The 25,708-nt window shown below is 64.0% G+C and carries 19 protein-coding genes; 9 read left to right on the forward strand and 10 right to left on the reverse strand.

Going from position 1 to position 25,708, the window contains the following annotated elements; translation table 11 throughout:
- Positions 1–57: 57 nt before the first annotated feature.
- Entirely contained in the window at positions 58–1,368 is a 1,311-nt protein-coding gene (locus H9639_RS01820; protein ID WP_191806428.1) for an MFS transporter, read from the reverse strand.
- A gap of 184 nt (positions 1,369–1,552) precedes the next feature.
- Between H9639_RS01820 and H9639_RS01825 the strand changes: the two genes are divergently transcribed.
- From H9639_RS01825 to H9639_RS01835, 3 genes are all read left to right on the forward strand, one after another.
- Positions 1,553–2,425, forward strand: coding sequence for a shikimate dehydrogenase (locus H9639_RS01825; RefSeq protein WP_191806429.1), 873 nt, complete (start codon positions 1,553–1,555; stop codon positions 2,423–2,425).
- Positions 2,426–2,448: 23 nt separating this feature from the next.
- Entirely contained in the window at positions 2,449–4,293 is a 1,845-nt protein-coding gene (locus H9639_RS01830) for a bifunctional sugar phosphate isomerase/epimerase/4-hydroxyphenylpyruvate dioxygenase family protein (RefSeq protein ID WP_191806430.1), read from the forward strand.
- Between the two features lie 124 nt (positions 4,294–4,417).
- Positions 4,418–5,194 carry an IclR family transcriptional regulator domain-containing protein gene (locus H9639_RS01835; protein ID WP_191806431.1) on the forward strand — a complete coding sequence of 259 codons (777 nt, stop codon included), beginning with the start codon at positions 4,418–4,420 and terminating at the stop codon, positions 5,192–5,194.
- Positions 5,195–5,335: 141 nt separating this feature from the next.
- Here the strand turns inward: H9639_RS01835 and glsA are convergent, their stop codons facing one another.
- The 3 genes from glsA to H9639_RS01850 are packed head-to-tail and all read right to left on the reverse strand — an operon-like array spanning position 5,336 to position 9,318.
- On the reverse strand, positions 5,336–6,289 hold the full coding sequence (gene glsA / locus H9639_RS01840) for a glutaminase A (protein ID WP_191806432.1): 954 nt from the start codon (positions 6,287–6,289) through the stop codon (positions 5,336–5,338).
- Positions 6,286–7,917: a putative glutamine/gamma-aminobutyrate antiporter GadC gene (gene gadC, locus H9639_RS01845; protein WP_191806433.1), complete on the reverse strand. Its 1,632-nt coding sequence runs from the start codon at positions 7,915–7,917 to the stop codon at positions 6,286–6,288. Before gadC ends, glsA begins: the two co-directional genes overlap by 4 nt.
- A gap of 18 nt (positions 7,918–7,935) precedes the next feature.
- The gene (locus tag H9639_RS01850) at positions 7,936–9,318 is read right to left on the reverse strand and encodes a glutamate decarboxylase (RefSeq protein ID WP_191806434.1); all 1,383 of its coding nucleotides are present in this window, start codon (positions 9,316–9,318) and stop codon (positions 7,936–7,938) included.
- 330 nt (positions 9,319–9,648) lie between these two features.
- On the opposite strand from H9639_RS01850, the gene H9639_RS01855 reads away from it, so the two are divergent.
- Together H9639_RS01855 and H9639_RS01860 are read left to right on the forward strand one after the other, a co-directional pair.
- Complete coding sequence (locus H9639_RS01855) at positions 9,649–10,059, forward strand: Hsp20/alpha crystallin family protein (protein WP_191806435.1); 411 nt, start codon at positions 9,649–9,651, stop codon at positions 10,057–10,059.
- A gap of 73 nt (positions 10,060–10,132) precedes the next feature.
- Complete coding sequence (locus tag H9639_RS01860; RefSeq protein WP_318241946.1) at positions 10,133–12,157, forward strand: MFS transporter; 2,025 nt, start codon at positions 10,133–10,135, stop codon at positions 12,155–12,157.
- 26 nt (positions 12,158–12,183) lie between these two features.
- Here the strand turns inward: H9639_RS01860 and H9639_RS01865 are convergent, their stop codons facing one another.
- The gene (locus H9639_RS01865) at positions 12,184–12,672 is read right to left on the reverse strand and encodes a PaaI family thioesterase (protein ID WP_191806436.1); all 489 of its coding nucleotides are present in this window, start codon (positions 12,670–12,672) and stop codon (positions 12,184–12,186) included.
- A 274-nt stretch (positions 12,673–12,946) separates the two neighbouring features.
- Here H9639_RS01865 and polA point away from each other — a divergent pair, with 274 nt between their 5' ends.
- The 4 genes from polA to H9639_RS01885 all read left to right on the forward strand — a co-directional run bounded on the left by polA (position 12,947) and on the right by H9639_RS01885 (position 19,602).
- Entirely contained in the window at positions 12,947–15,580 is a 2,634-nt protein-coding gene (polA, locus tag H9639_RS01870; protein ID WP_404799717.1) for a DNA polymerase I, read from the forward strand.
- A 95-nt stretch (positions 15,581–15,675) separates the two neighbouring features.
- Complete coding sequence (locus H9639_RS01875; RefSeq protein WP_191806438.1) at positions 15,676–16,986, forward strand: GNAT family N-acetyltransferase; 1,311 nt, start codon at positions 15,676–15,678, stop codon at positions 16,984–16,986.
- Positions 16,987–17,318: 332 nt separating this feature from the next.
- Positions 17,319–18,791 carry a 30S ribosomal protein S1 gene (gene rpsA, locus H9639_RS01880; RefSeq protein WP_066298016.1) on the forward strand — a complete coding sequence of 491 codons (1,473 nt, stop codon included), beginning with the start codon at positions 17,319–17,321 and terminating at the stop codon, positions 18,789–18,791.
- Between the two features lie 112 nt (positions 18,792–18,903).
- Positions 18,904–19,602, forward strand: a complete 699-nt coding sequence (locus H9639_RS01885) for a hypothetical protein (RefSeq protein ID WP_191806439.1) — start codon at positions 18,904–18,906, stop codon at positions 19,600–19,602.
- Positions 19,603–19,678: 76 nt separating this feature from the next.
- Here the strand turns inward: H9639_RS01885 and H9639_RS01890 are convergent, their stop codons facing one another.
- The 5 genes from H9639_RS01890 to H9639_RS01910 are packed head-to-tail and all read right to left on the reverse strand — an operon-like array spanning position 19,679 to position 25,449.
- A complete protein-coding gene (locus H9639_RS01890) occupies positions 19,679–20,710 on the reverse strand; it encodes a LacI family DNA-binding transcriptional regulator (protein ID WP_191806440.1) in 1,032 nt (343 codons plus the stop codon).
- Between the two features lie 58 nt (positions 20,711–20,768).
- Positions 20,769–22,226, reverse strand: coding sequence for a GH1 family beta-glucosidase (locus H9639_RS01895; RefSeq protein ID WP_191806441.1), 1,458 nt, complete (start codon positions 22,224–22,226; stop codon positions 20,769–20,771).
- Positions 22,226–23,140 carry a carbohydrate ABC transporter permease gene (locus H9639_RS01900; protein ID WP_191806442.1) on the reverse strand — a complete coding sequence of 305 codons (915 nt, stop codon included), beginning with the start codon at positions 23,138–23,140 and terminating at the stop codon, positions 22,226–22,228. Before H9639_RS01900 ends, H9639_RS01895 begins: the two co-directional genes overlap by 1 nt.
- The gene (locus tag H9639_RS01905) at positions 23,137–24,123 is read right to left on the reverse strand and encodes a carbohydrate ABC transporter permease (RefSeq protein ID WP_191746679.1); all 987 of its coding nucleotides are present in this window, start codon (positions 24,121–24,123) and stop codon (positions 23,137–23,139) included. The genes H9639_RS01900 and H9639_RS01905 overlap by 4 nt, the downstream gene beginning before the upstream one ends.
- A 57-nt stretch (positions 24,124–24,180) precedes the next feature.
- On the reverse strand, positions 24,181–25,449 hold the full coding sequence (locus tag H9639_RS01910; protein WP_191806860.1) for an ABC transporter substrate-binding protein: 1,269 nt from the start codon (positions 25,447–25,449) through the stop codon (positions 24,181–24,183).
- Between the last annotated feature and the right edge of the window lie 259 nt (positions 25,450–25,708).

Raw genomic sequence — 25,708 nt, forward strand, 5'->3', positions numbered from 1 at the left:
CGAGCCAGCCGGCAGCCACAAATGGAACTGCCGGCTGGCTCGCCTGACGGACGGTGCTCAGCGCAGACCGAGCTCCGCCGTCGGAATTTTGGACGTCTCTTTGGCGGTGAGCGCGGAGATAACTGCGGTCAGGCAGATGGCCGCGGTGAACCAGCTGATGACTTTCCAGCCACCGGGCTCCAGGCCCCCGAGTGCCGCGACGATCGACGGGGCGAATCCGGCCATGAGGAAGCCGAGCTGCGTGCCGATGGCCAGCCCGGAGAAGCGGACGCGCGCGCTGAACATTTCGGCATAGAAGGACGGCCAGACGGCGTTCGCCGCCGCGTAGCCGCAGCCGAAGACCACCACGGACAGGGTGAACTGCAGCAGCGCGTTCCCGGATTCCATCGACAGCAGGTAGAACGGCATCACCACTGCACTGGCTACTGCGCCATAGATGAAGACCGGCTTGCGGCCGAACCGGTCCGCCGCCATGCCGAAGAACGGCTGGGTGAACAGTGCGGCGATGTTGCCGGCGACCACCAGCCAGAGCGTGATGGTGGCATCAACGTTGCCCACCTCTGTGCCGTACTTGATCGCAAGCGTGCCGTATACCGTGGAAACGGCGGCAATGAAGGCGCAGCAGATAACCCGCAGCACGTCCCGCCAATGGTGCTTCATCAGGTCACTCACCGGCAGCTTGGCGATCTGGTTGTTCGCCTTGGCTTCCTGGAACGTCGGCGTCTCATGCAGTGAACGGCGGATAAAGAAGGTCACCAGGACCACAACGGCGGACAGCCAGAACGGGATGCGCCAGCCGATGCCGTACTTAATCTCATCGGGCAGTGCGACAACGGGGATAAACACCATGGCGGCGAGGATCTGGCCGCCCTGGGTTCCGGTCAGGGTCCAGGAGGTAAAGAACGCGCGGCGCCCGTCCGGGGCGTGTTCCAGGGTCATGGAACTGGCGCCGGCCTGCTCCCCGGCGGCGGAAAGGCCCTGTGCGAGGCGGCAGAGAACGAGGAGGGTGGGAGCCCACCAGCCGATGGTGCTGAACGTTGGGAGGCAGCCAATGAGGAAGGTGGAACCGCCCATCAGCACCAGCGTGAACATCAGGATCTTCTGCCTGCCCACGCGGTCCCCGAAGTGGCCCAGGACGACGGCGCCGACCGGCCGGGCAATGTAGGCGAAGCCAAAGGTTGCCAGCGACATGATGCTGGCCTGAGCATCTGCGTCGGGGAAGAAAACGTGCGGAAAGATCAGTGACGCGGCCGTGCCGAAGATGAAGAAGTCGTAGTACTCAACCGCGCTGCCCATGAAGCTTGCCGCAGCAGCCTTCTTCGGGGTTTTGGCGGTGACTGCAGCGGCGTTGGGGGGCGCAGTGCTCATGGGGCCTCCAGTGATATGTGCGGTTATCGCACAGTGGTACTTCATGCGAACAGAACACCATAATGTAACCCACGCCATACCCAGATGCAATCATCGTGTGTGCGCTGTACGCACAGTTGTGCATTTTATGAACAGGCCGGTACCGTGGGCCTAGCCCGGTTCCGGGCCTGGAAGGGAGAATCACTTGAGCACCACCACCGAGTCCTGGCTGGTCGGACTGATCGGGGACGGCATTACCGCGTCGCTGACACCGCCGATGCATGAACGCGAGGCGCAGGCACGGGGGATGCTCTATCTCTACCGGCCCGTGGACCTGTCACTGAACGGCCACGCTCCCGCCGCCGTCGGGGACCTGCTCCGCTACGGGCGGGACCTGGGCTTTAATGCCTTTAACATCACCCACCCCTGTAAGCAGCTGGTCCTGGAGCACCTGGATGAGGTCTCCGACGACGCCGCCCGGCTGGGCGCCGTAAACACCGTCCTGATCCGGGACGGCCGCTTTATCGGACACAACACTGACTACTCCGGATTCGGCAGCGCCCTCGCCGAGGGACTCCCCGGAGCCGAGTTGGACCAGGTGGTTCAGCTCGGTGCAGGCGGAGCGGGCGCCGCCGTTGCCTACGCGCTGCTGAAAGCCGGAGCCGCCCGCCTGACCCTGGTGGACCTGGACTCGGCACGGGCCGCTGAGCGCGCTGCTTCCCTGGCAGCCCTGTTCCCGGCAAGCCGGGTCACGGCCGGAGAGCCGGGGGACCTGCCAAAGGTCCTGGCCGAGGCGGACGGATTCGTTCAGGCGACCCCCATAGGCATGCACTCCCATCCCGGACTTCCCCTGGATCCGGCCCTGATCGCTCCGCGGACGTGGGTGGCCGATGTTATCTACCGCCCGGTCCGCACCGAACTGGTTGCCGCCGCGGAGGCCAGGGGCTGCCGGGTTCTTGACGGCGGCCACATGGCCGTTGGGCAGGCCGTCGATGCCTTCGAGCTCATCACGGGGGTCCGCCCGGATGCCGCCCGCATGCGGGCCCACTTCCTCGACATGATCAACAGCGGACTCTGAGTCTGCCTCCGAAGGGAACGCTAATGCGCACCTCCATCGCCACGGTCTGCCTCAGCGGCACGCTTGAGGACAAACTGCGTGCCTGCGCGGCCGCCGGATTCGACGGTGTGGAGATCTTCGAACAGGATCTGGTCGTCAGCCCGTCCAGTCCCGAGGAAATCCGCGCCCTGGCGTCCAGCCTCGGCCTGACCCTGGACCTCTACCAGCCCTTCCGGGACTTTGAAGGAGTCTCCGAAGATCTCCTGGAGCAGAACCTGCGGCGCGCGGAAGCCAAGTTCCGCCTGATGCAGCGGCTGGGGATCGACACCATGCTGGTCTGCAGCAACGTGGCCACGGCGACCATCGATGACGACGCCGTTGCGGCGTCCCAGCTGCGGAGCATGGGCACCCTGGCCGCCCGGTACGGAATCCGGCTGGCCTATGAAGCGCTGGCCTGGGGCCGGTACGTCAGTGACTTCGAGCATGCCTGGCGGATCGTGGAACTGGCAGATCACCCCAACGTGGGGACCTGCCTGGACAGCTTCCACATCCTGTCCCGGCGCTGGGATCCGGCAGCGATAGAGAAGATGCCTGCGGAGAAAATCTTCTTCGTCCAGCTTGCCGACGCGCCCGAACTGTCCATGGATGTGTTGTCCTGGAGCCGCCACTACCGGGTCTTCCCCGGCGAAGGCGCCTTTGATTTGGTGACCTTCATGGGTCACCTGGTCCGCAGCGGCTACAACGGCCCGGTCTCGCTGGAGATCTTTAACGACGTGTTCCGGCAGGCAGCCGAGGAACGCACCGCAGTGGACGCCATGCGTTCCCTCATCCGGCTGGCGGAACGCACCTCCCTGCATCTCGCCGAGGAGGGAAACGGCAAGGGTCGGATGGAACTGGCCACGCTTCCGGGCGTTGGAGAACCCCTGGGCTTCAGCTTCGCCGAGGTCAAGGCCGGCGACCCGGTCCAGGTCCGCAACCTGCTTCATCAGCTGGGTTTCACCTGCCAGGGCAGCCACCGCACCAAGGCCGTGGAACTGTGGACGCAGAACGGGGTCCGCATGATCATCAACGGTCAGCAGGCAACGGGACTGGAACCGGGAATATCGGCGATTGGCCTTGATGTACCGGACGCTGCCGCCGCCGCCTCACGGGCCCTGCAGCTGAAAGCAACGCCCGTCTCGCGGCGCAGCCAGGCCAACGAGGAAGTTCTGCAGGTGGTTGCCGCTCCCGACGGGACCGAGATCATTCTCTGCCAGGCCACCGAGGGTGAACCGGCCTGGAGCGCCGAGTTCGGCACCGGCAGCCCGCTGCCGGCACCGGGACCAGTGACGGCAATCGACCACGTGAACCTGTCCCAGCCGTGGCAGCACTTCGATGAGGCCGTCCTTTTCTACGATTCCACCCTGGGCCTGTCTACCCGCCCCAGCGTGGAAGTGCCCAGCCCCATGGGCCTGGTCCGCAGCCAGGTGATGCGCAGCAGCGACGGAGCGGTGCGGATCGCCCTGAACATCGCGCCGCCCGTTTTCGATGACGCGGGCGATGGGTCCGGCTACCCTCAGCACGTCGCGTTCGCCTGCACCGACCTGATCAGCGTGGCCCGCACCGCCGCCGCGCGCGGCCTGGAGTTCCTCCCGGTTCCGGGCAACTACTATGAGGACCTCGACGCCCGCTTTGGCCTCGATCCGGAATTCCTCTCCACACTGCGGGAGCTGAACCTGCTCTATGACCGGGACGGCGACGGCGAATTCCTGCACTTCTATACCTCCACCGTGGGCAACGTCTTTTTTGAAGTGCTGGAACGGCGTCCGTTCTACGAGGGATACGGGGCACCCAACGCTCCGGTCCGGCTCGCCTCACAGTTTCTGACGAGCGGCACCGCACGCTCCTGACCAGCGCAGATATCGTTTCGCGGGCGCCGCTGCCTGCCCTGGTCGGCTAGGATCGGCTTCGGGCCCGCAGGCTGGCCCGGCGGGGCAACGAGGCAGGGGCGGGCGGATGGGCAGGGACGGGCACATGGCCGGGGACAGCAGCAGCTGGTACGTCAAATCGGTTGAAAAGACCTTCGCCGTCCTGGATGCCTTCACGGAGGAGGCTCCGGCCCAAAGCGTGAGCGAGGTGGCCGCTGCGGCGGACCTGAGCCGTGCAGCAGCCCGCCGGTTCCTGCTGACCCTTACCGAGCTTGGCTACCTGTCCTCGGACGGAGTCCGCTTCCAGCTGGCACCCCGCTCCCTGAACATCGGATCGGCGTTCCTCGCCAACCTCACACTCCCGGCCATCGCGGAACCGCACCTGAAGTCGCTATCGGCCGATCTGCAGGAGACCGCGTCCGTCTGTATTCTCGACGGCGAGCACGTGGTGTACGTCGCGCGGGTCACCGCTCCCCGTCTGCTCAGCGTCGCAGTGCACGTTGGCACCCGTTTCCCGGCGTGGGCCACGTCCATGGGCCGGGTGCTGCTGTCCCACCTCGACCCTGAAGACCGCCAGTCCCGGTTGGACCGCTCTGAGATCCGGCGGTACACAGTAAACACGGTTGCGGACCGCCGCCGGCTCGATGAGGAACTCGCCAGCGTGCGTGCCCGGGGCTGGGCCGTGGTGCGCGAAGAATTCGAGGAAGGGCTCAGCGGTGTGGCCGTGCCGATTCGCCGCGGAAACCAGGTGGTGGCAGCGGCCAACGTTTCACTGCACCCGCATCACCGCGCAGAGTCCTGCCTGGGTGATCTGATCCTTCCCCGCCTGGTGCAGGCGGCAGAAGCAATTTCTGCAGATTACGGTATCCGTCCGCTCAGCTGAGGCTCCGGATACGTTCATGACCGCGGCCCCAGGCTGCGGCCCCTGGTTCGCCGCACCCCGGCAGCGAACTGCGACGGGGGCCGTTCGCTCCTCCCCGCCGCAGTCCGGTCTGTTCCGCCCGCCCGGCCGTGCCGGTCACAGCTAGGTGGCGTAGTCCTGAGCGTTGTAGAGATTCAGGTTCAGGGCGTCAGCGATCTGCGCGACAGCCTTGAGCCCACGCACACTGTTGCCCGCGGGGTCCAGGGGCGGCGAGAACGCCGCGATGGCCAGAACCCCGGGCATGATGGCGAGCACACCGCCACCGACTCCCGATTTGCCCGGCAGCCCAACGCGGTAGGCCCAGTCTCCGGACGCAGTGTAGAGACCTTCCATGGTCATTTCGGCAAGCATGGGGGGAACCAAAGCCGGGTTGGAGATGACCTGTTCCCTGGTGACCGGGTTGGTGCCCCGGGCCGCGATGGTGGCACCCATGGTGGCCAGGTCAACCGTGGTGACCAGTGTTGAGCACTGGCGGGTGTAGACATCGCAGGCTTCCATCGGATCCGAATACATGGTGCCGCCCGAATACAGCAGCCACGCGATGGCACGGTTGTGGAAGTTCGTGGACTGCTCTGAATCATTAACGGCATCGCTGAGGGTGATCCTCCGCCCCGCGAAGGCACCCTGAGCCGCGAGGATCCGCTCCCAGCGTTGTTCCGGGCCGTCCGCCGTGATCAGGGAAACCGTCGACATGGCACCAGCATTAACCAGGGGAGAGACGGGCGTGTCACCGTGCAGGACAACACTGATTACCGAGTTGAAGGGCTCTCCGGTGGGGTCCGCTCCCACCTTGTCGTGGAATTCCTGCAGGCCGACGTCGCCCATCGCCACGGCCATGGAAAAGACCTTGGAAATTGACTCCAGCGCGAATTCAAAACGGGCGTCACCTGCTTCGAAAACCCGGCCGTCAGCGGTCACCACACTGACCCCGAACAAAGCCGGATCGACCGATGCCAGATACGGGATGTAGCTGGCATTTTTTCCGCCGTGCTCACCGGCTTGGTCCCGGTGCGCGGTGCTCACCGCTGCCTGGATGGCTGCATCATCAATGTTCATGCCTTTGTGCTCCCGCCTGCCGGACCGGCATCAGGTTGAGGTCCGGCGGAATCTCCGCCGGGAGTCCCGGGCGTCTGCTCTTCCCACTGCCGGGTCAGGTCCGGCGTGGCGACCGAAGACTCGTTAACAATTCCCGGATGCTTGTTCTCCAGCTGCCAGGTGAACGGCACGAACACGGTGTCAGGATCCCGCCAGTGCGGTTTGCGCAGCGCGTAGATGACGAAGGGAACGGTCACCAGCACCGCTGCCCCTCCCACCAGGATGCCGACATAGGTCAGCGGCGAACCCACCGCAATCTGGTCCGGCGGGATAAAGCTGAAGGCAAAGGCCATCAGCGAACCCAGGAAACCGACGCCACCGAAAATCCACATCCCGGCAGCGCCTCCGGGCACACGGTAGGGCCGCGGCCGGTGGGGCTGGCTGTAGCGGAGGTACATCGCTGCAGCGAACATCAGCAGGTACATGATCAGGTAGAGGATCACCGTGAGCTGGCTGAGGATCTGGTAGGCCGCCTGCACCGAGGGCAGCACCACGTAGACGATGCCCAGGGCCGTGACCAGCATTGCCTGGAACAGCAGAATGTGGGTGCCCATCCCATGCTTGTTCGTGTACTGCCAGAATCTTGGCAGGTATCCGGCCTTGGCGACCGCCAGCAGGCCGCTGGAGGGTCCGGCAACCCAGGTCACCACGCCGGCCAGCACCCCGATGAGGAGCATGCCGGCGACGATCGGACCGGCCCAGCCCAGCCCGGCCCATTCGAACATGTCGTTGTAGGAGGTCAGCAGGCTCTGGGTGAGGTTGATGTCCGCCTGGGGAACGACGAACGCGATCGCCAGCGTGCCCAGCACGAATATCACCACCGTTCCCGCAGCGGCGATCAGGACGGCCAGCGGGTAGTTGCGGTTTGAGTTCTTGACGTCCTTGACATGGATGGCGTTCATTTCCATGCCGGCGTAAAAGAGAAAAATGCTGGCGGCCAGCACCACGTTGGCGAAGTTGGAGAAGTCCGGAATGAGCTCGCCCCAGCCAAGTTCGATCTGGGGAGTGTTTCCGGCGAAGAAGTAGGCGAAGCCCAGCACGATGAGGATGGCGGCCGGAATCAGGGTGCCGATGATCCCGCCCCACTGGGCCACCTTGGAGAAAGCCGCCGCTCCGCGGAAGGCGATGAACGTAGCCAGCCAGTAAACAATCAGCACCACTGCCAGAACAAATGCTTTGTTTCCGGACAGCTGTGCGTCAAGACTTTGGTCTGTGCCGGTATAGGCCAGGGAAACGGCCCCGAAGGTGAGGACGGTGGGGAACCAGAAAGTCACCTCGATAAAGAGCATAAACATGGCCAGGAACGCCCACCGCGGCCCGAAGGCCTCACCTACCCAGCGGAAAACGCCTCCGGTTTCAGGCCACCCGGTGGCCAGCTCTGCCGCGACAATGGAAACCGGAATCAGGAAAACAATGGCCGCGAAGACATAGTAGAAAATCGAACTCAGGCCATACTCAGCTTCAGCCGGCAGCCCGCGGAGACTGACCACTGCAACGATGTTCATGACCGCGAGCGCTCCGACGGTGATGGTGGCTGTCTGCGCTGCCCGGCCCTTCTTGTTCGGCGTGGATGTTGTGGAATCGCTCATCCCACCCACCTCCTCGGGTTAGTGGTGGAATCCCGGATGCTTCCGCTCCGAGGGCATCGGGGCGCTCAGGTTGTTCAGGTAGGAGGTCTCCTCCCGGATGTCGTCCAGCAGCCTGCCTGCCAAATCCATGCTGAGCCCGTTGCGCACGACGATCCGCTCCACGGTCAGGTTCTGAAGATTGGCCGGCAGGGGATAGGCCGGGACCAGCCAGCCCTTGGTCCGCAGCCGGTCCGCCAGGTTATACAGCGTCCAGCGGTCCGTGTGGCCCTCCTTGAGCCGCCAGGCGAACACGGGGATGTCCGAGCCGTCATTCCAGAGTTCAAATGGGCCGATTTCGCTGATCCCGCGGGAGAGGAACAGTGCAACGTCCTGGCTGGCCTGCTGCACCTTCTTGTAGCCCTCGAAGCCAAGCCGCAGGAACAGGTAGAACTGCAAAACCACCTGGGCACCGGGCCGCGAGAAGTTCAGTGCGAAGGTTGGCATGTCGCCGCCGAGGTAGCTCACGTAGAAGATGAGGTCTTCCGGCAGCCACTGCCGTTCGCGCCAGACAACCCAGCCCAGGCCTGGATAAACGAGGCCGTATTTGTGGCCGGACGTCGAGATTGAGTGGACCCGTTCGAGCTGGAAATCCCATTCCAGCTCCGGCTGGATAAATGGTGCGATCATTCCGCCGGAGGCAGCATCCACATGGATCGGGATATCCAGTCCGGTGGACGCCTGGATTTCGTCGAGCTTCGCCGCAATCGCCTTCACGGGTTCATACATGCCGGTATAGGTCACACCCATAATCGCAACAACACCGATGGTGTTTTCATCGATGTACTTTTCGAGTTCGAAACCGTCCAGGCACTTATGCTCCTCACTGATGGGCACAAGGCGGGGTTCGATGTCGAAATAGTTGCAGAACTTCTCCCAGCAGACCTGGACGGCGGAACTCATAACAAGGTTTGGCTTCTCCGTGGATTTTCCTTCACTGCGCCGCTTGTGCTGCCAGAGCCGTTTGAACGCCAGCCCGCCGAGCATGCAGGCCTCGGAAGACCCGATGGTGGAGGTACCGATCGTTCCGGTGGGATCGGGGGAGTTCCACAGGCCGGCGAGCATCTTCCAGCAGTACTGCTCGATCGCAGCCGTCTGCGGATACTCGTCCTTATCGATCATGTTTTTGTCATAGGTTTCGGCGTACAGCCGGTCCGCCTGGCTGTCCATCCAGGTGCTGACGAAGGTGGCCAGGTTCAGCCGCGCATTGCCGTCGAGCATCGTCTCGTCGTGGACAATCTGGTAAGCGGTTTCGGGTGCCATTTCCCCTTGGGGAATCCGGGTCTTGGAGACCTGGGTAGCCTCCCCGGCACGGGAGAAAACCGGATTGACGCTAAGGAAGTCCTGCGGATCATTCTGCGGCATGACATCGACCTCTCGAATGGGAGTGTCCCGACTGCATGGGCCGTGGTGAGCGGCTGTTTCGAGTCCCCACAGGGTGCGCGCGCTTCCTGACTATACGCGCAGCCCATCAGCCATTACTAGGTATCTGCGCGGTAACCCGCCCGTAAATCCGGCGGCTGTGCGTCCATGCTGACGGGTTCGACGGCGGGCCGCCGGTTAGGTGCCGGGACCGTTGAGCGAGCCGCCGGCTCCCGGTAGGCTGACCGCACTATCCACCCCGCGGCAGCCAGGTTATCCGGTTCGTCCATGACCCGGTTCCACTGCAAAACGCGGGCCACCGGAGGAGACCCCATGGCTGGACTGACCCGACGCGACCGTTTTGAACTGCCTGAGCCCATGCGCCGGCTCTTCGAGGGGGACTGGGACGTTCCTGCCTTCCGGGTGGAGGAGTACCGGGACGGTCCAACCATGGTGGTCCGCGCGGAGCTGCCCAGCATTGATCCGGAAAAGGATCTCGATGTGAGCGTTACCGAGGGAACACTCCGGATCCGGGGTGAACGCCGGGAAAGCGAGGAACAGAAGTCCCGGAACGGTTACCGGTCCGAATTCAAGTACGGCTCCTTTACCCGGGACATCCAGCTGCCGCCCGGAGCCAACCCGGACGGTGTATCGGCGTCCTACCACGACGGCGTCCTGGAAGTCAGGGTCCCGGTAGCCGAAGACGGCGGATCAGGACGCAAGATCACGGTTAACCGGGCATAGAACCCAGCGGGCCGAGGGCCCGCTTCTGGAGGCGGCGCTGTCCGCCGTGAACCCCGCGCCGTGTGGAGGTCCTGTGCCACAACAAACCATGCAGGACGAACCGGTCTCCGGGCAGGGGCCCAGGCAGCCGGGTGCGCCGTATTGGCTGATCACCGCGATCCTGGGCTGCGGCGGGATCGTGGTTTCCCTGGAAAAAACCGCCGTGGTGCCCCTCCTCCCCGAATATCCCCGCATCTTTGGCGTCAGCAGCGACGATGTGTCCTGGCTGGTCACCGTTACCCTGCTCAGCGCTGCAGTGGCCACTCCGGTGGTGTCCCGGCTCGCGGACATGTTCGGCAAGAAACGAATGCTTCTGGTGGCCCTGATCATGATGGTGGCGGGCGGATTCACTGCCGCGGTTGGAGGCACCTTCACCGCTGCCCTGGTGGGCCGGACCCTGCAGGGTTTTGCCGGTGCAGTCATTCCGATTGGCATCAGTATCCTGCGGGACACCCTTCCACAGCGCCGGGTTGCCGGCGCCGTCTCGCTGATGAGCGCGAGTTTCGGAATCGGCAGCGCCCTGGGACTGCCGATGGCCGGTTTTACCTATGAGAATCTGGGTTGGCAGGCAACGTTCTGGGTGGTGGCGCTGATCGCACTGATCCTCACCGCCGCCGTCTACTTTTACGTGCCTGAATCCACAGTCCGGACTCATGGCAGGTTCGACTATTTTGGAGCGGTCCTGCTGTCCGGGGCCATGACGGCACTGCTGCTGGCGATCTCCAAGGGCGGGGTTTGGGGCTGGACCAGTGACATCGTGCTGGGACTGTTCGCAGCATGTGCGGTGCTGCTGGCCGCTTGGTTCCCCCATGAGCTGCGCAGCGGGCAGCCGCTGATCGATTTGCGGACCTCGGCACGGCGGCCGGTTCTCCTGGTCAACATAGCGTCCGTGCTGGTCGGATTTTCCATGTACGCGAACATGCTCGTCACCACCCAGCAGCTGCAGCTCTCCCGGGTCACGGGATTCGGATTTGGGCTGAGCGTCCTGGTGGCCGGGCTGGCCATGATTCCGGCCGGCCTGGCAATGGTGGCCATTTCACCGGTGTCCGCGCGGCTAACCAACAGCTTTGGTGCCAAGGTGACCATGGTGGCGGGGTGCACGGTGATGGCGGCGGGTTACCTGCTGCGGGTTGTACTGGTGGAAACCATCCTGGGCATCATCGTTGGAGCCGTCATCATTTCTATCGGCACTGCGATGGCGATGGCCGCGATGCCAACCATCGTGATGAGCAACTCTCCCAGGACGGACACCGCTGCCGCCAACGGGCTCAACACCCTGCTCCGTTCCGTGGGAACCTCCACCTGCAGTGCGGCCGTGGCCGTGATTCTGGCGTCCGTCACCGTGGAGATCGGCGGACGGGTCTTTCCCGATCTGGAAGCTTTTCGGCTGATCTTCATCCTTGCCGGCCTCACCGCTGCTGCGGGCGCCGCCGTGTCCGTGCTGATTCCCAAATCACGGCACCGCGAAGCCACCCACCCCGACCTTTACTCCGCAGCCCCGGGCACGGGTCCTGCTCCGGCCGGGAAGCACGAAATCCTGCTCAGCGGTGTGCTCCGGCCCGCCGGCGGCCGGGCGCCGCTGGACCAGGGAACCGTCACGGTGACGGACAGCGGGGGCTCACCGGTGGACTGGGACCGCAGTGATGAGCACGGAACCTATGTGGTCGTCCTGCCGGGGCCGGGACGGTACATCTTCATCGCAGCGCACGCGCGCTGGCGTCCCGTTGCCGAGGTTCTGGAGTTCCCCGGGACAGCGGCTCCGCATGACATCCAGTTTCACCAGCGGCTGCTGCTGGAGGGCCGGATCCGGCACGGCAGCCGGCCGGTTCGCAATGCCCTGGTCCTGCTGGTCAAGGGAGCCGGGGACCCTCCGGCAGCTGCCCGGTCCGGCCGGGACGGCACCTTCGAGCTGCCACTGCCGGGACCCGGCAGGTATGTGCTCACAGTCGTGGAACCCAGCGGGCAGACCCATACCCGGCGCGTTGAACTGCCCTGCGCAGACCGGGTGATCGACGTCGAACTGGGCAGCCCGCCGGGGCGCACGGGACTGCAGGTCTGAAGCACTGCCAGTTCCCGAAGCTGCCGCTACCTGACCTCACGGATCAGGTTGGTGATGCGGGCGGTGGAAAGCCTGCGGCCTTCGCTGTCCGTCATCACGACTTCGTGGGTGGTGAGGGTGCCGCCCAGATGGAGAGCGGTTGCGGTGCCGGTCACCAGGCCGGAGGACACCGACCGGTGATGGGTTGCACTGATTTCAATGCCGACGGCGTACTTCCCGGGTCCGGCATGGATGGATGCGGCGAAGGAACCCAGGGTTTCCGCCAGTACCGCATGGGCGCCGCCGTGGAGAATCCCGGCGACCTGCTCGTTGCCCTCCACCGGCATCGTTGCCACCATACGGGCGGGGGACATTTCCAGGAAGCGGATTCCCATCCGCACAACCAGGGCACCCACACCGGATTCCCCCAGCCACGGGTGGAGCTCGGCAGGAACGCCGGCATCAATCAATTCCTGCAGGCGGGGGTACTCACCCTCGGCGGGACCAGCCTGGCCCGGCGTGAAAATGTCGCTCATGCCCACTAGGCTTGCATCTGTGAGTGAAACTGCCAAACTGGCCGCTGCCCCCGTCTCTGATTCCGTTCCCAACCCCGAAGAGTCCCTTACCGGCCTCCTGGAAACTGAGGAAGATGCCGTACAGCCGGACACCGCGGCAGATGCCCCCGTGGGAAGCCACGCGGTCTCTGCTCCCTCCGGCGGCATGGAATCCGGTCCGGACGCAACCGCCGCACCCCTGGGCACCGTAAACGCAGCCGGCCACAACCGCCTTCTCGTGATCGACGGGCATTCCATGGCCTTCCGCGCCTTCTACGCCCTGCCGGCGGAGAACTTTTCCACGGATACCGGACAGCACACCAACGCCGTGTACGGGTTCACCTCCATGCTGATCAACCTGATCAAGAACGAGGAACCGACCCACATCGCCGTGGCGTTCGACCTGGACACCCCCACGTTCCGCACCGAGGAATACTCCGAATACAAGGGCGGGCGCAACAAGACCCCCGAAGAGTTCCATGGCCAGGTGGACCTGATCATCAAGGTCATGGAAGCCATGCGGATTCCCACCATCTCCCTGGACGGGTATGAAGCGGACGACATCCTGGCCACCCTCTCCGAACAGGCAGCCGCCAGGAACTGGGACGTCATGGTGGTCTCCGGTGACCGGGACGCTTTCCAGCTGGTTAACGACAACGTCACCGTCTTTTACCCCAAAAAGGGCGTCTCCGATCTGCCCCGCATGGATGCCGCGGCCGTCGAAGAGAAGTACCTGGTTCCGCCGGACAAGTACTCCGACCTGGCCGCGCTGGTGGGGGAGTCCGCGGACAACCTGCCCGGCGTTCCCGGAGTGGGACCGAAGACCGCCGCCAAATGGATCAAGCAGTACGGGGGGCTCGAAGGCATCCTGGAGCACCTGGATGAGATCAAGGGCAAGGTGGGCGATTCCCTCCGCGCCAACATTGAAGACGTCAAGCGCAACCGCCGCCTGAACCGGCTGCTGCGGGACCTTGAGCTTCCCGTGGATCTCGAGGCCATGGCTGCCCGCCGTCCGGACCGCGACGCGATTGAAGAGCTCTTTGACGCCCTGCAGTTCAATGCGCTCCGCAAGCGGCTTTTCGACGTCTACGGTGAAGAGGAACCTGCCGCCGGTCATCCGGAGCTGGAGCCCCCGGCGCACGTGGTCCTTACCGGCGCCGAGGAGCTTCGTGGCTGGTTCGACGCCACCAACCAGGCGCCCGCTGCCGTTCAACTGGTTACCGAAGGGGCGGGGGAGTCCCGGGACGCTGTGGGCCTTGCGCTCGTGACCGATGACGCCGCAGTTTATGTTCCGCTGACCGAAATCGACTCCGACGCGGAGAAGGTGCTTGCGGACTGGCTGGCGGATAAGGACGCGCCGAAGGTGGTGCACGACTTCAAATCGGCCTACAAACTGCTGGCCGGCCGTGGACTGCACCTGGCGGGCGAGGTGGATGACCCCGCTATTTCGGGTTACCTGATCCAGCCGGACCGGCGCAGCTACGACCTCGCGGACCTCAGCCTGACCCACCTCAAACTCTCCCTGGACGCGGCTCCGGATACCGGGAACCAGCTGGAGCTGTCCCTGGAGGGCGAGGATTCTGCAACTCCGGCGGTCCGCAAGGCTTTTGCCGCCCTGCGGCTCAGTGAGCACTTCGCCGGCCAGCTGGTGGAGCGGGGCGCCAACCAGCTTCTCGGCGGCCTGGAGCTTCCGCTCTCCGAGGTGCTGGCCGAAATGGAGCTTGCCGGCATTGCCGTCTCCACCGAGAAGCTGGATGCACTGCTGGACCAGTTCAGCTTCACCATTAACCAGGCCAAGGAAGAGGCCTTTTCGGTCATTGGCAAGGAGATCAACCTCGGTTCGCCGAAGCAGCTCCAGGTGGTGCTCTTCGAGGAACTCGGTCTGCCCAAGACCAAGAAAATCAAGACCGGATACTCCACCGACGCCGATGCGCTGGCGGACCTGATCGTCAAGACGGGCGGCCATCCGTTCCTGGCCCACCTGCTGGCCTACCGGGATGCCGCCAAGCTGCGCCAGACGGTGGAAGGCCTGCGGAAGGCGGTGGCCGACGACGGCCGGATCCACACCACCTATGCGCAGACAGTTGCCGCGACCGGACGTTTGTCCTCGATCAACCCCAACCTGCAGAACATTCCGATCCGTTCGGAGGAGGGCCGGCGGATCCGCGAGGTGTTCGTAGTCGGCGAAGGCTATGAAACGCTGCTGACCGCCGACTACTCACAGGTCGAAATGCGCATCATGGCGCACCTTTCCGGCGACGAAAGCCTGATTCAGGCCTTCCGCGACGGTGAGGACCTGCACCGGTTCGTCGGCTCCCACATTTTCGGTGTGCCGCCGGAAGAAGTCACCAGTGCCATGCGTTCCAAGGTCAAGGCCATGTCCTACGGCCTGGTGTACGGCCTGAGTTCGTTCGGCCTGTCCAAGCAGCTGTCGATTCCCGTGGATGAAGCACGGACCCTCATGCGCGATTACTTCACCCGGTTCGGCGCGGTGCGCGACTACCTGCGCGGCGTCGTCGAGCAGGCCCGCAAGGATGGCTACACCTCCACGATTGAGGGCCGGCGGCGCTACCTGCCCGACCTTGCCAGCACCAACCGCCAGCTGCGGGAAATGTCGGAGCGGGCGGCACTGAATGCGCCGATCCAGGGTTCGGCAGCGGACATCATCAAGAAGGCCATGCTGGGCGTTGACGCCGAACTGAAGAAGCAGGGCCTGAAGTCCCGTATGCTGCTGCAGGTCCATGACGAACTGGTCCTGGAAGTGGCACCCGGTGAGCGCGACGCGGCGGAGAAACTGGTGCGGGAGCAGATGGCCGGTGCCGCTGACCTGTCCGTCCCGCTGGACGTCTCGGTCGGCTGGGGCGCGAGCTGGCACGAGGCCGGGCACTAGCCCGGCACACAAACCAAGCAGTGCGCAAACAGCGCACTGCCAAACACAGCGCGGCCACTGCAGCATGGCCGCTACAGCACAACGGGGGAGCAGTCATGGAACCAGGAACAGGTCTTCGCACGGAGAGGTTCCAGGCTGCGCTCTCCACCGTGGAGCCGGGCGCCGCTGACGAGCGGACCGCCGATTGGTTCCAGGCCGTAGCCCTGGGGTTCCACGAAGCCCGGTACGACCCCAAACACATCAGTGCGGTGGTCGAGGCCTACGGGCAGGACGGGCGCTGGCTGACGGGCGTGTACGACGACGAGGCGCCTGAGTACGCCTGGAATCCCGCAGCGCCCGTGGCTACCTACGCCACTATGACCCATGAGCTCAATACGGGCGGCGCGCTGCTTCCGGTCCACCAGATCACGTCTGTGACAGTGCGCCCGACCCACCGCCGGCGGGGAATCCTGCGGCAGATGATCACGTCCGACCTGAGCCGGGCCAAGGACGAAGGCTTCGCGGCCGCGGCGCTCACCGCCTCGGAAGCGGTGATCTACGGACGTTTCGGCTTCGGCGTGGCGACCTCCGAACGGACAGTGGAAGTCGATGCCCGCGGCCGGCTGGAACTCACCGTGCCGCCGTCGGGCACCACCGCCGTTGCCGACCTGGCAAAGCTGGAGAGCCTGGCACCGACGATCTTCCGGGCGCACCTGGAGCGTACCCGGGGAGCAGTCGGGCGTCAGGTTGGCTACGCCAAGCGTGCAGCAGGGTTGTGGGGAGACCTCCCAGAACCCGAAAAGGATGTCCGCGCAGCTATCCACTACAGCCCCTCCGGGACCCCGGACGGCTACGTCAGCTATAAGTTCCTGCCCTGGGAGACGGAGCCTCACACCTTGAAGGTGCTGGACCTGGTGGCCGTGGATGACACCGCCCGGCTGGAACTGTGGCGTTTCCTCGGGTCCATCGACCTGGTGGAGCGCATTACCTGTCCGGCAGCCCCGGAAGCCGATCCGCTGCCCTGGGCTCTGGCCGACCGCCGCCGTTATGCCGTGAAAGCCCACGAGGACCAGCTGTGGGTACGGGCTCTGGATCCTGCAGCCATGCTGCGGGCCCGCGGGTTTGACGCTGACGGAGCGCTGGTGCTGGGGATCACTGATTCGCTGGACCTGGCGTCCGGCCGCTGGCTGGTGCAGGTGGATGCCGGTGCCGCGGTGGTCACGGAACTCCAGGCCGGGGACGCCCTGCCGCCAGGGGTACCGGCCGTGGAAATGGATGCTGCCGCTTTCGGCTCTCTCTACCTGGGCGGCGTCAGCGGCCAGCTGCTTTCTGCAGCGGGGGGTGTCCGCGGCCCGGCGGACGCCGTCGGCACGCTCGACAGGCTGTTTGCCGTATCGCGGGCACCATACTGCAGCACGCACTTCTAGGCCGCTGAGGTCGGTAGCTCGGCGGGAGGATCCCGGCGCCGAATTACCGGTACCGGCCGTCCATTACGCACGGGACCAACCGGAGGTACGGGTTTCTTCGTTTGGCTTTGACCTGACTTGGCGGCTGCGGCTAGACTAATCAGGCGCGTTACGCGTGCTGGTGACTCTCATATCCCCGGCCGCAGGTGCGCACAACGATTACAACAGCATTTACATTCTGTCCATCTCCGGACAACCAAGCACCGTCTTGAACCTGGTTTTTCCGGGTTGCACCCGAGCCGGTGGGAGCACATCCGGAATTACAACAACTTCCACATCGGAGTCCCAACTACATGACCATCACCACCACCGAGAAGTCCGGTACCCCGCAGGTCGCGATCAACGACATCGGTACTGCCGAGGACTTCCTCGCCGCAATCGACGCAACGATCAAGTACTTCAACGACGGAGATCTCGTCGAAGGTACCGTCGTTAAGGTCGACCGCGACGAGGTCCTGCTCGACATCGGTTACAAGACCGAGGGTGTCATCCCTTCGCGTGAGCTTTCCATCAAGCACGACGTTGATCCCGGAGACGTTGTCTCCGTTGGCGATCAGGTTGAAGCTTTGGTCCTCACCAAGGAAGACAAAGAAGGCCGTCTGATCCTCTCCAAGAAGCGCGCACAGTACGAGCGTGCCTGGGGCGACATCGAGAAGGTCAAGGAAGAAGACGGCGTCGTTACCGGTACCGTCATCGAGGTTGTCAAGGGTGGTCTTATCCTCGACATCGGGCTGCGCGGCTTCCTGCCGGCATCCCTCGTGGAGATGCGTCGCGTCCGCGACCTGGCTCCGTACATCGGCCAGCAGATCGAAGCCAAGATCATCGAGCTGGACAAGAACCGCAACAACGTGGTCCTGTCCCGCCGTGCCTGGCTCGAGCAGACCCAGTCCGAGGTTCGTTCCACGTTCCTCAACAAGCTGGAAAAGGGCCAGGTTCGTCCGGGCGTTGTTTCCTCCATCGTCAACTTCGGTGCATTCGTGGACCTTGGCGGCGTAGACGGCCTCGTCCACGTTTCCGAGCTGTCCTGGAAGCACATCGACCACCCCTCCGAGGTCGTTGAAGTTGGCCAGGAAGTCACCGTTGAGGTTCTGGAAGTTGACCTCGACCGCGAGCGTGTCTCCCTGTCGCTGAAGGCTACGCAGGAAGATCCGTGGCAGACCTTCGCCCGCACCCACGCCCTGGGCCAGGTTGTGCCGGGTAAGGTCACCAAGCTGGTTCCGTTCGGTGCGTTCGTTCGCGTCGAAGACGGCATCGAAGGCCTGGTCCACATCTCCGAGCTGGCAGTCCGCCACGTGGAGCTGGCCGAGCAGGTTGTCTCCGTTGGGGATGAACTGTTCGTCAAGGTCATCGACATCGACCTCGAGCGCCGCCGCATCTCCCTGTCGCTGAAGCAGGCGAACGAGGGCGTCGACCCCGAAGGCACCGAATTCGATCCGGCTCTGTACGGCATGGCCGCAGAGTACGACGAAGCCGGCAACTACAAGTACCCGGAGGGCTTCGACCCCGAGTCCAACGAATGGCTCGAAGGTTACGAGACCCAGCGTGCCGCTTGGGAGCAGCAGTACGCTGACGCCCAGGCCCGTTGGGAAGCTCACAAGAAGCAGGTTGCCCAGCACAACTCCGAGGATGTTGCTGCTGCATCGGACTCCGTTGAGTCCAGCGCAACCAGCTACTCTTCCGAGCCCGCTGCATCCGAGTCCGCTGCCGGTACCCTGGCATCGGATGAGGCACTTGCCGCACTGCGCGAGAAGCTGACCGGCAACTAATACCGGTTCCCGGTAGACGTAAGCCAACGTAAAGCGGGCCCCCACTTCGGTGGGGGCCCGCTTTACGTTGATACTGGGAGCTGGGAATCCACACAGAGACGACGGGGGATGTATGCAGCACCGGGACAGGCCGGACACTGATGGACCGCTGGAGGCAGAGATCCGGCGCCGGGCCAGGAGCGGTGCCGCACACCTGCGCCCGCAGCAGGCAGCCAACCTCGTCAACGGCTCCGCGGAAGCGGAAACCGGGCAGACGTACGAGGAGTTCCATACCATGCAGGAAGCTGTCGGAGCGCTGCAGGAAGCCTATCCGGACTACTTTCAGGCTGCTCATGCAGTGGCAAAATCTGAATCAGCCGCGGACCTGGGCCGGTTCCAGGGATGGCGGAGACAGCAGCTTGCCCTCGCCCGTGCCGAGGACGGTCCGGCAGCTACCCTGGCTCCGTGGCTGCGCGCCGGAGGTGCCGCGCTGACCTTTGCCGGGATCCTGGCCCTGGGTATCAACCTGATCGGCTATTCGGCCCTGCTCGTCTGGTGGGCAGCCTCGACGGGCCTTTACATGCTGGGCGGACGGTTCCGGAAACGGCGCAGCAGCCCGCTGTGGAGGGGAGTCTTCTCCGACCCCAAGTACACGTGCAGGACCGTTTGGTACGCGGCTGCGCAGGCTGCGGCGGCGGAACTGATCCGGTCCCGCGAACCCGGTGCGGCGGCCCACGCGGACGGTCTCCGGGAGCTGGAGGAGAACTGGGCGCTGCGTAACCGCAGCAGCGTCCTCTATTCACAGGAGGACTACAGCCGCATAGCTGGATAGCGGCACAGCGAAAGGTCCCCGGCAGGACGGATGCTGCCTGCCAGGGACCGGACCGGGTTGCGGCGGAGCCGCGCTCCTAGGCGGACTCCCGCACCACCAGAGAGGTCGGAAGGCGGCACACGCGGTGCGCCGGCCGTCCCTCGATCAGTTCGACCAGCATGTGTGCCATCTTCTCGCCCAGGTCGGAAATGGGATGGTGCACCGTGGTTAATGCAGGGGAGACACTGGTCGCGAAGAGATCATCGTCAAAACCCACGACGGCGATGTCCTCAGGGATCCGCAGCCCATGTTCCTGAATGACGGCGTGGGCGCCGGCAGCCATCTGGTCGTTCGCCGCGAACAGTCCGTCCAGCGGTTTCCCGCGCGCCAGCAGCCGCCGCATGGCGGCTTCGCCGGAAGCAACGGTGAAATCACCGTATTCAACGAGGGCATCATCCAGCCCCGCAGCCGCCAGCCCGGACCGCCAGCCGGCCAGCCGGTCCACGCCCGGCGGCATGTCCTGGGGACCTGCGATCGTCGCTATGTTTCGGCGCCCGGTGGTGATGAGGTGCTGGACAGCTGCCAGCGCTCCCTCTTCGTTGTCCACCTCAACGTAGTAGCTGTCGCTGGCGTTGAGCAGCGGCCGTCCTGCGAACACAATGGGCAGCGCGTCATTGAGGTGTTCCCAGGAATGATCGCCGCTGTGGTGGGAAACCACCAGGACGCCGTCCACGTTCCCGCCCATCAGGTACCGCTGGGTCTTGCCGGGGTCCGCTTCCGACGAGGTCACCATGTTCAGCATGTACTCGGTGGAGTTCAGGTACTTGGCCACGCCCTCGACGACGGTCGCAAAGAACGGATCAGCGAACACCTTGGAGGTCGACTCGGGGACCAGCAGGGTGATCGTGTACGTTCGTCTGCTGGCCAGCGTCCGGGCCGCGCGGTTGGGAACATAGTTCAGCGCCCGCACTGCCTGCTCAACACTTTGCGCCAGTTCCGGGGCCACCGACGTCGAACCGTTCACTACGCGTGAGACTGTCGCCCGTGACACACCGGCCAGCGCCGCCACCATCTCCAATGTCGGCGCTGGCCGCGACTGGCCGGTTTCAATACCCACCGTGGTCTCCATGTACCGAAATCCGTTCCCCTCGTCCCTGGCCGGGCCGGGGTTTCCAGTCTAGTTTCATTCAGCCGACCGGCGCTGCAGCCGGCACTTCCGGCGCTGGTGAATTTCCGTTCCGGACCGCGGCAGCGAAACGGCTGTACGCCAGGCCACTGTCCTTAATGGTGCGGACCTGCGTCTGGTAGTCCACGTGGATGATGCCAAAACGCTTCTCGTAGCCCCAGGACCATTCGAAGTTGTCCAGCAGGGACCAGACGAAGTAGCCCCGGACGTCTGCGCCCTGTTCGATCGCCGCACTGACCGCCTGGACGTGATCGAGGATGAACCGGGTGCGGTCGGCATCAGGCACGGTGCCTTCACCGCTGACGACGTCGTCGTAGGCGGCGCCGTTCTCGGTGATGTAGAGCGGCGGCAGCTCCGGGTATTCCTGGCTGAGGCGCACCAGGAGTTTCCGCAGCCCGTCAGGGTTCACTTCCCAGTTCATCGCTGTCCGCGGCAGGCCGCGCGAAGGGAACGTGATGTGCTCGGCGCCGACCCAGGGGGAGGCCTTCGGGCGGGCGCCGCCGCCGCCGTGTCCGTCGGCCCCGGACGTATCCGGGTGGCCGCTGATCAGATCGTCGTGATAGTGGTTGACGCCCAGGAAATCGATAGGTGCGCCGATGGTCTCCATGTCGCCGGGCCGGATCAGGTCATGAAGCCCAAAGGGCTCCAGATCCTTGAGCGAGTCCTCGGGATACGCGCCGCGAAGGACCGGCTCAAGGAAGATCCGGTTCTGCAGGGAGTCGAAGAGACGCGCTGCCTCGCGGTCCACGGGGTCTGCAGGATCCCGGGGGATGGAGTTGCTGAGGTTGAGCGTTATGCCGATCTGCTCGGCACCGAGCTCCCGCAGTTCCGTGACCGCCATTCCATGTGCCAGATGCTGATGGTGGACAGCGGCGACGGCGGCCCGGGGGTCCTGCCGCCCGGGGGCATGCACCCCTGAGCCGTACCCCAGCAGGGAGGAGCAGAACGGCTCGTTGAACGTCGTCCAGTGCCGGACCCGGTCCCCGAGTGCAGCGTAAACGTCCTGTGCATACTCCGCGAACCGGTACGCCGTGTCCCGGTTCGCCCAGCCGCCGGCATCCTCGAGGCCCTGGGGCAGGTCCCAGTGGTAGAGGGTCAGCCACGGAAGGATCCCGGCCTCCAGCAGCTCGTCCACCAGGCGCGAATAGAATTCCAGGCCCTTGGGGTTGACATCCCTTCCTCCCGGACGGATCCGCGCCCAGCTGGTGGAGAACCGGTAGGAATCCAGGCCGAGCTGCTTCATCAAGGCAACGTCCTGCGGCATCCGGTGATAGTGGTCAACCGCGGTGGCGGGGGTGTCTCCGTTGAGGACATTGCCGGGGATGCGGGCAAAGGCGTCCCATACCGAGTCTTCCTTGCCGTCTTCCCAGGCTGCGCCCTCCACCTGGGCTGCGGCCGTGGCCGATCCCCAGATGAAGCCGGGCGGAAAATTGTCTGTGGTGGGGGTGTTCTTCATCATTAGCCCTTCACTGCTCCCTGCATAATTCCTGAAATAAGTTGTTTGCCCGCTGCCACGAAGAGAATCAGCAGCGGAACTGTTGCCAGCACGGCACCGGTCAGGACGATTGAATAGTCGACGTAGCGGGCCGACTGCAGCTGGCTGAGTGCCACCTGCAGAGTCGGATTGTCTGCCAGCACGAGCATGGGCCACATAAAGTCGGTCCACGCCGTCATAAAGGTGAACAGCCCCAGAATGGCCATGGCGGGCCGCGCCGCCGGCAGAGCCACATGCCGGAAGGTTCCAAGCATGCTGGCACCGTCCATCCTGGCGGATTCGATTAGTTCATCGGGGATGACATCCACCAGGTACTGGCGCATAAAGAACACTCCGAAGGCGGTCACCAGCCCGGGCACGATCACCGCGCCCAGTTCACCGGTCCAGCCGAGTTTCTGCATCACCATGAACAGTGGAATGATGCCAAGCTGCGTGGGGATGGCCATGGTGGCAATGACCGCCACCATGAGGACCCCCCGTCCCCTGAACCTGAGCTTTGCAAATGCGTAGCCTGCCAGCGTGGAGAAAATCACCACGGAGACGGTTATGGTGCCGGAAATAATCAGGCTGTTGGCGAGCGCCTGCCAGAACGGCACGGTGTTTACAACCTCGGCGACGTTGCTCCAGAACCGTCCGCCCGGCAGGAGGGGAGGCCATTCCTGCCCAAGCGCGGGATTTCCGTTGCTGCCGATGAGAACGGACCACCAGAGAGGGTAAGCGGAACAGAATAGGAAAACCAGGAGGATCCCGTAGGTCAGGAACCCGGGACGACGGCCGCTGCCGAAAGACTGCCCCGCGCGCCGTTTGCGTATCGGCTTCCCGGCCCCTGACCCCGTCCCGGTTCCTGGGATTGCCCGGGCTCGCTGTAGGACACTCATGACTTTCTCCTTGAGGCACGTGGCCGCTGGGAATCCCCGGTGGCGATCCGCTTGGAAATAAGGAAGTTGACCATGCCCACCAGCACAATGATCAGGAACAGCAGCCAGGCCACGGCTGAGGCCTTGCCAAAGTTCTGTCTCTGGAAGCCCATATCCCACAGGAACAGCACTGTCGTTTGGAACTGCCCTTGGATTCCGCCGGCATTGACCGGGTCGAACAGCTTGGGCTCAGCAAAGATCTGCAGGCCGCCGATGGTGGCAGTGATGATCACGAAGATCATGGTGGGGCGGATACTCGGCAGCGTGATGCTGAAGAACCGCCGGAAGGCGCCGGCACCGTCAATCGCTGCCGATTCGTACAGATCGCGGGGGACGGCCTGCATGGCGGCCAGCAGGATCAGTGCGTTGTAGCCGGTCCACCGCCAGTTGACCATGGTGGCAATCGCTATGTGACTGGGCAACGTGCCGTTCTGCCACATGATTGGATCGACGCCGAAGTTGCCCAGCAGATTGTTAAGCAGGCCGTTCTCCTCGGAAAACATCTTGGAGAAGATCAGCGCCACCGCCACGGGCGTTACAACGTAGGGCAGCAGCACCGACATACGCCAGAACGTCTTGGCCCGCAGATGCTGGTCCAGGATGGCCGCCAGGAACACCGCAACTACCAGCTGGGGAACCGCGGAGAGCAGGAAAATCGAAAAAGTGTTGAAGAGCGAGCCCCAGAATCGGGTGTCGCCCAGCACGCTGGCGAAATTCTGCAGTCCGACAAAGTCACCCTGTCCCTTGAGCAGGTGCCATTCGTGCAGGGATACCCAGAAGGTATATACCAGGGGGAACAGGCCGGTAATGCCAAAGAGAATAAAGAACGGTGAAATGTAGAGGTAAGGGGACGCCTTCATATCCCATTTGGAAAGGCGTTGGCGGAACGTTTTCCGCGGCTTAACCGGTTTCTTCTGTACAGGCCGGTTCAGTGTGGCGGTCATGGCAGACTCCCGTGCTCCGGGCGGGGCCCCCAGAAGGAGGCCCCGCGTGCGGTGCTGCTAGTTGTTGATGACCAGGTCGTTGAGGAGCTGCAGTGCCTTCTCCCATGCCTGGTCCGCGTTCGCGGTACCTGTCTCCATGTCATCGATGGCCGGGCCAAAGACCTTTTCCTGGATGACTGAGTCGTCCGGCCCCTTGAACTGGGCCTCTACGCCTTCGGCGCGCGAGGCCAGGATGGCTCCGGTGGGGGCGTCGTTGAACCACTCATTCGGAGTTGCATCAGAAGCAAGCTGTTCCTGCGCCTCAAGGGTGCTGGGGAAGTTGCCCGCTGCTGCGGACTGCTTGATCTGCTGCTGGGGGTCCGTCAGCCAGGCGGCGAGCTTGGCAGCTTCCTCCTTGTGCTCCGAGGTTTCCGGCACCGAGAGGAAAGCACCGCCCCAGTTTGACGCACCGCCGGGGAACACATCTGCAAAGTCCCAACCGCTGTCAGTGGAGCCGCCTGCGGTTTCAATGCCGCCCTGGATATTTCCGAGCATCCAGCCGGGGCAGACCATGGTGGCGAAAGTGCCGTCGAGGAAGGACTGTCCGTTGTTCCACTTCCACTCTTCCTGGTTCGCAGACAGGCCGTCATCAATCGAGCCGGAAAGCATCTTGAAGTTGGCGATCATCGCATCATTGCCTTCGATGTTCAGCTCACCGTCCTTCGTGTAGTAGCCCTCCTCCATCTGATTCACCATGGAGTTCCACACGAAGCCGGCCTGGTCGAACCAGGCTTTCCCGCTTGCGTCCTTGTACTGGTTACCGACCTCGAAGTACTTCTCCCACGTGGCGTCTGCTCCGCCCAGGAGTTCGGCGACGGCGTCCCGGTCACTCGGCAGCCCCGCGGCTTCGAACAGGTCACCGTTGTAGCAGATACCCTGCGGTCCAATGTCGGTGCCGTAGCCGATGACGCGGCCATCAGGATCGGTGCCCTGCTTGTACTTCCAGTCGACCCAGTTGTCCTTGATCTCCTCTGCGCCATATTCATTCAGGTCCACGAACTTGTCCGAAACCTCCATGATGGCGCCGAGCCAGCCCTCTTCGATGGCCACCACGTCGCTGACTCCTGAACCCGCGGCGAGCTTCGTGAAGAGGTCGGTCCGGGCGTTGCCGCCGGTGTCGATGTTGTTGGCCTTGATGGTGATGCCCGGGTTGGCGTCTTCGTATTCCCCATAGAGATCTTCGTACCCGAAGGTGCCGAACGTGGTGACAGAGAGTTCAATCGGATTCTCCGCCGAAGCGGGTTCGTCACTGCTGCTGCCACCGCCGCCGCAGCCGGTGGCGAGCATGGCCACTACGGCGGCCCCTGCCACCGCAGCAGCTGGATATCGGAAGTTTTTCACGGTCACTCCTTTGTGTGTGGGTCTTGTCGATGCGATATCCCGAAGGTGGACCCTGCCGTGTTGCTTCCTGGCCGATCCGCAGCGCGGGACTGATGGTGTAAATAACAAGGGAGCCAGGTCCGGCTATGAAGTGAGCCGAACGAGAGAGCGCTCTCTGACGTTGCTGAGAGCCTAGATGTGACGGGCTTCACTGTCAAGAGAGCGC

Source organism: Arthrobacter gallicola, from assembly GCF_014836775.1.
In the GTDB taxonomy this organism is placed as follows: Bacteria; Actinomycetota; Actinomycetes; order Actinomycetales; family Micrococcaceae; genus Arthrobacter_B; species Arthrobacter_B gallicola.

What these genes read in the sequence shown, in the direction of transcription:
- polA (WP_404799717.1), top strand. Translation starts at nt 12,947, where the DNA reads ATGGCCTTCCGCGCCTTCTACGCCCTGCCGGCGGAGAACTTTTCCACG.
- glsA (WP_191806432.1), bottom strand. Translation starts at nt 6,289, where the DNA reads ATGAACATTGATGATGCAGCCATCCAGGCAGCGGTGAGCACCGCGCAC.
- H9639_RS01885 (WP_191806439.1), top strand. Translation starts at nt 18,904, where the DNA reads ATGCAGCACCGGGACAGGCCGGACACTGATGGACCGCTGGAGGCAGAG.
- H9639_RS01865 (WP_191806436.1), bottom strand. Translation starts at nt 12,672, where the DNA reads ATGAGCGACATTTTCACGCCGGGCCAGGCTGGTCCCGCCGAGGGTGAG.
- H9639_RS01905 (WP_191746679.1), bottom strand. Translation starts at nt 24,123, where the DNA reads ATGACCGCCACACTGAACCGGCCTGTACAGAAGAAACCGGTTAAGCCG.
- H9639_RS01875 (WP_191806438.1), top strand. Translation starts at nt 15,676, where the DNA reads ATGGAACCAGGAACAGGTCTTCGCACGGAGAGGTTCCAGGCTGCGCTC.
- H9639_RS01855 (WP_191806435.1), top strand. Translation starts at nt 9,649, where the DNA reads ATGGCTGGACTGACCCGACGCGACCGTTTTGAACTGCCTGAGCCCATG.
- H9639_RS01895 (WP_191806441.1), bottom strand. Translation starts at nt 22,226, where the DNA reads ATGATGAAGAACACCCCCACCACAGACAATTTTCCGCCCGGCTTCATC.
- rpsA (WP_066298016.1), top strand. Translation starts at nt 17,319, where the DNA reads ATGACCATCACCACCACCGAGAAGTCCGGTACCCCGCAGGTCGCGATC.
- H9639_RS01820 (WP_191806428.1), bottom strand. Translation starts at nt 1,368, where the DNA reads ATGAGCACTGCGCCCCCCAACGCCGCTGCAGTCACCGCCAAAACCCCG.
- H9639_RS01850 (WP_191806434.1), bottom strand. Translation starts at nt 9,318, where the DNA reads ATGCCGCAGAATGATCCGCAGGACTTCCTTAGCGTCAATCCGGTTTTC.
- H9639_RS01830 (WP_191806430.1), top strand. Translation starts at nt 2,449, where the DNA reads ATGCGCACCTCCATCGCCACGGTCTGCCTCAGCGGCACGCTTGAGGAC.
- H9639_RS01835 (WP_191806431.1), top strand. Translation starts at nt 4,418, where the DNA reads ATGGCCGGGGACAGCAGCAGCTGGTACGTCAAATCGGTTGAAAAGACC.
- H9639_RS01890 (WP_191806440.1), bottom strand. Translation starts at nt 20,710, where the DNA reads ATGGAGACCACGGTGGGTATTGAAACCGGCCAGTCGCGGCCAGCGCCG.
- gadC (WP_191806433.1), bottom strand. Translation starts at nt 7,917, where the DNA reads ATGAGCGATTCCACAACATCCACGCCGAACAAGAAGGGCCGGGCAGCG.
- H9639_RS01910 (WP_191806860.1), bottom strand. Translation starts at nt 25,449, where the DNA reads ATGCTCGCCACCGGCTGCGGCGGCGGTGGCAGCAGCAGTGACGAACCC.
- H9639_RS01900 (WP_191806442.1), bottom strand. Translation starts at nt 23,140, where the DNA reads ATGAGTGTCCTACAGCGAGCCCGGGCAATCCCAGGAACCGGGACGGGG.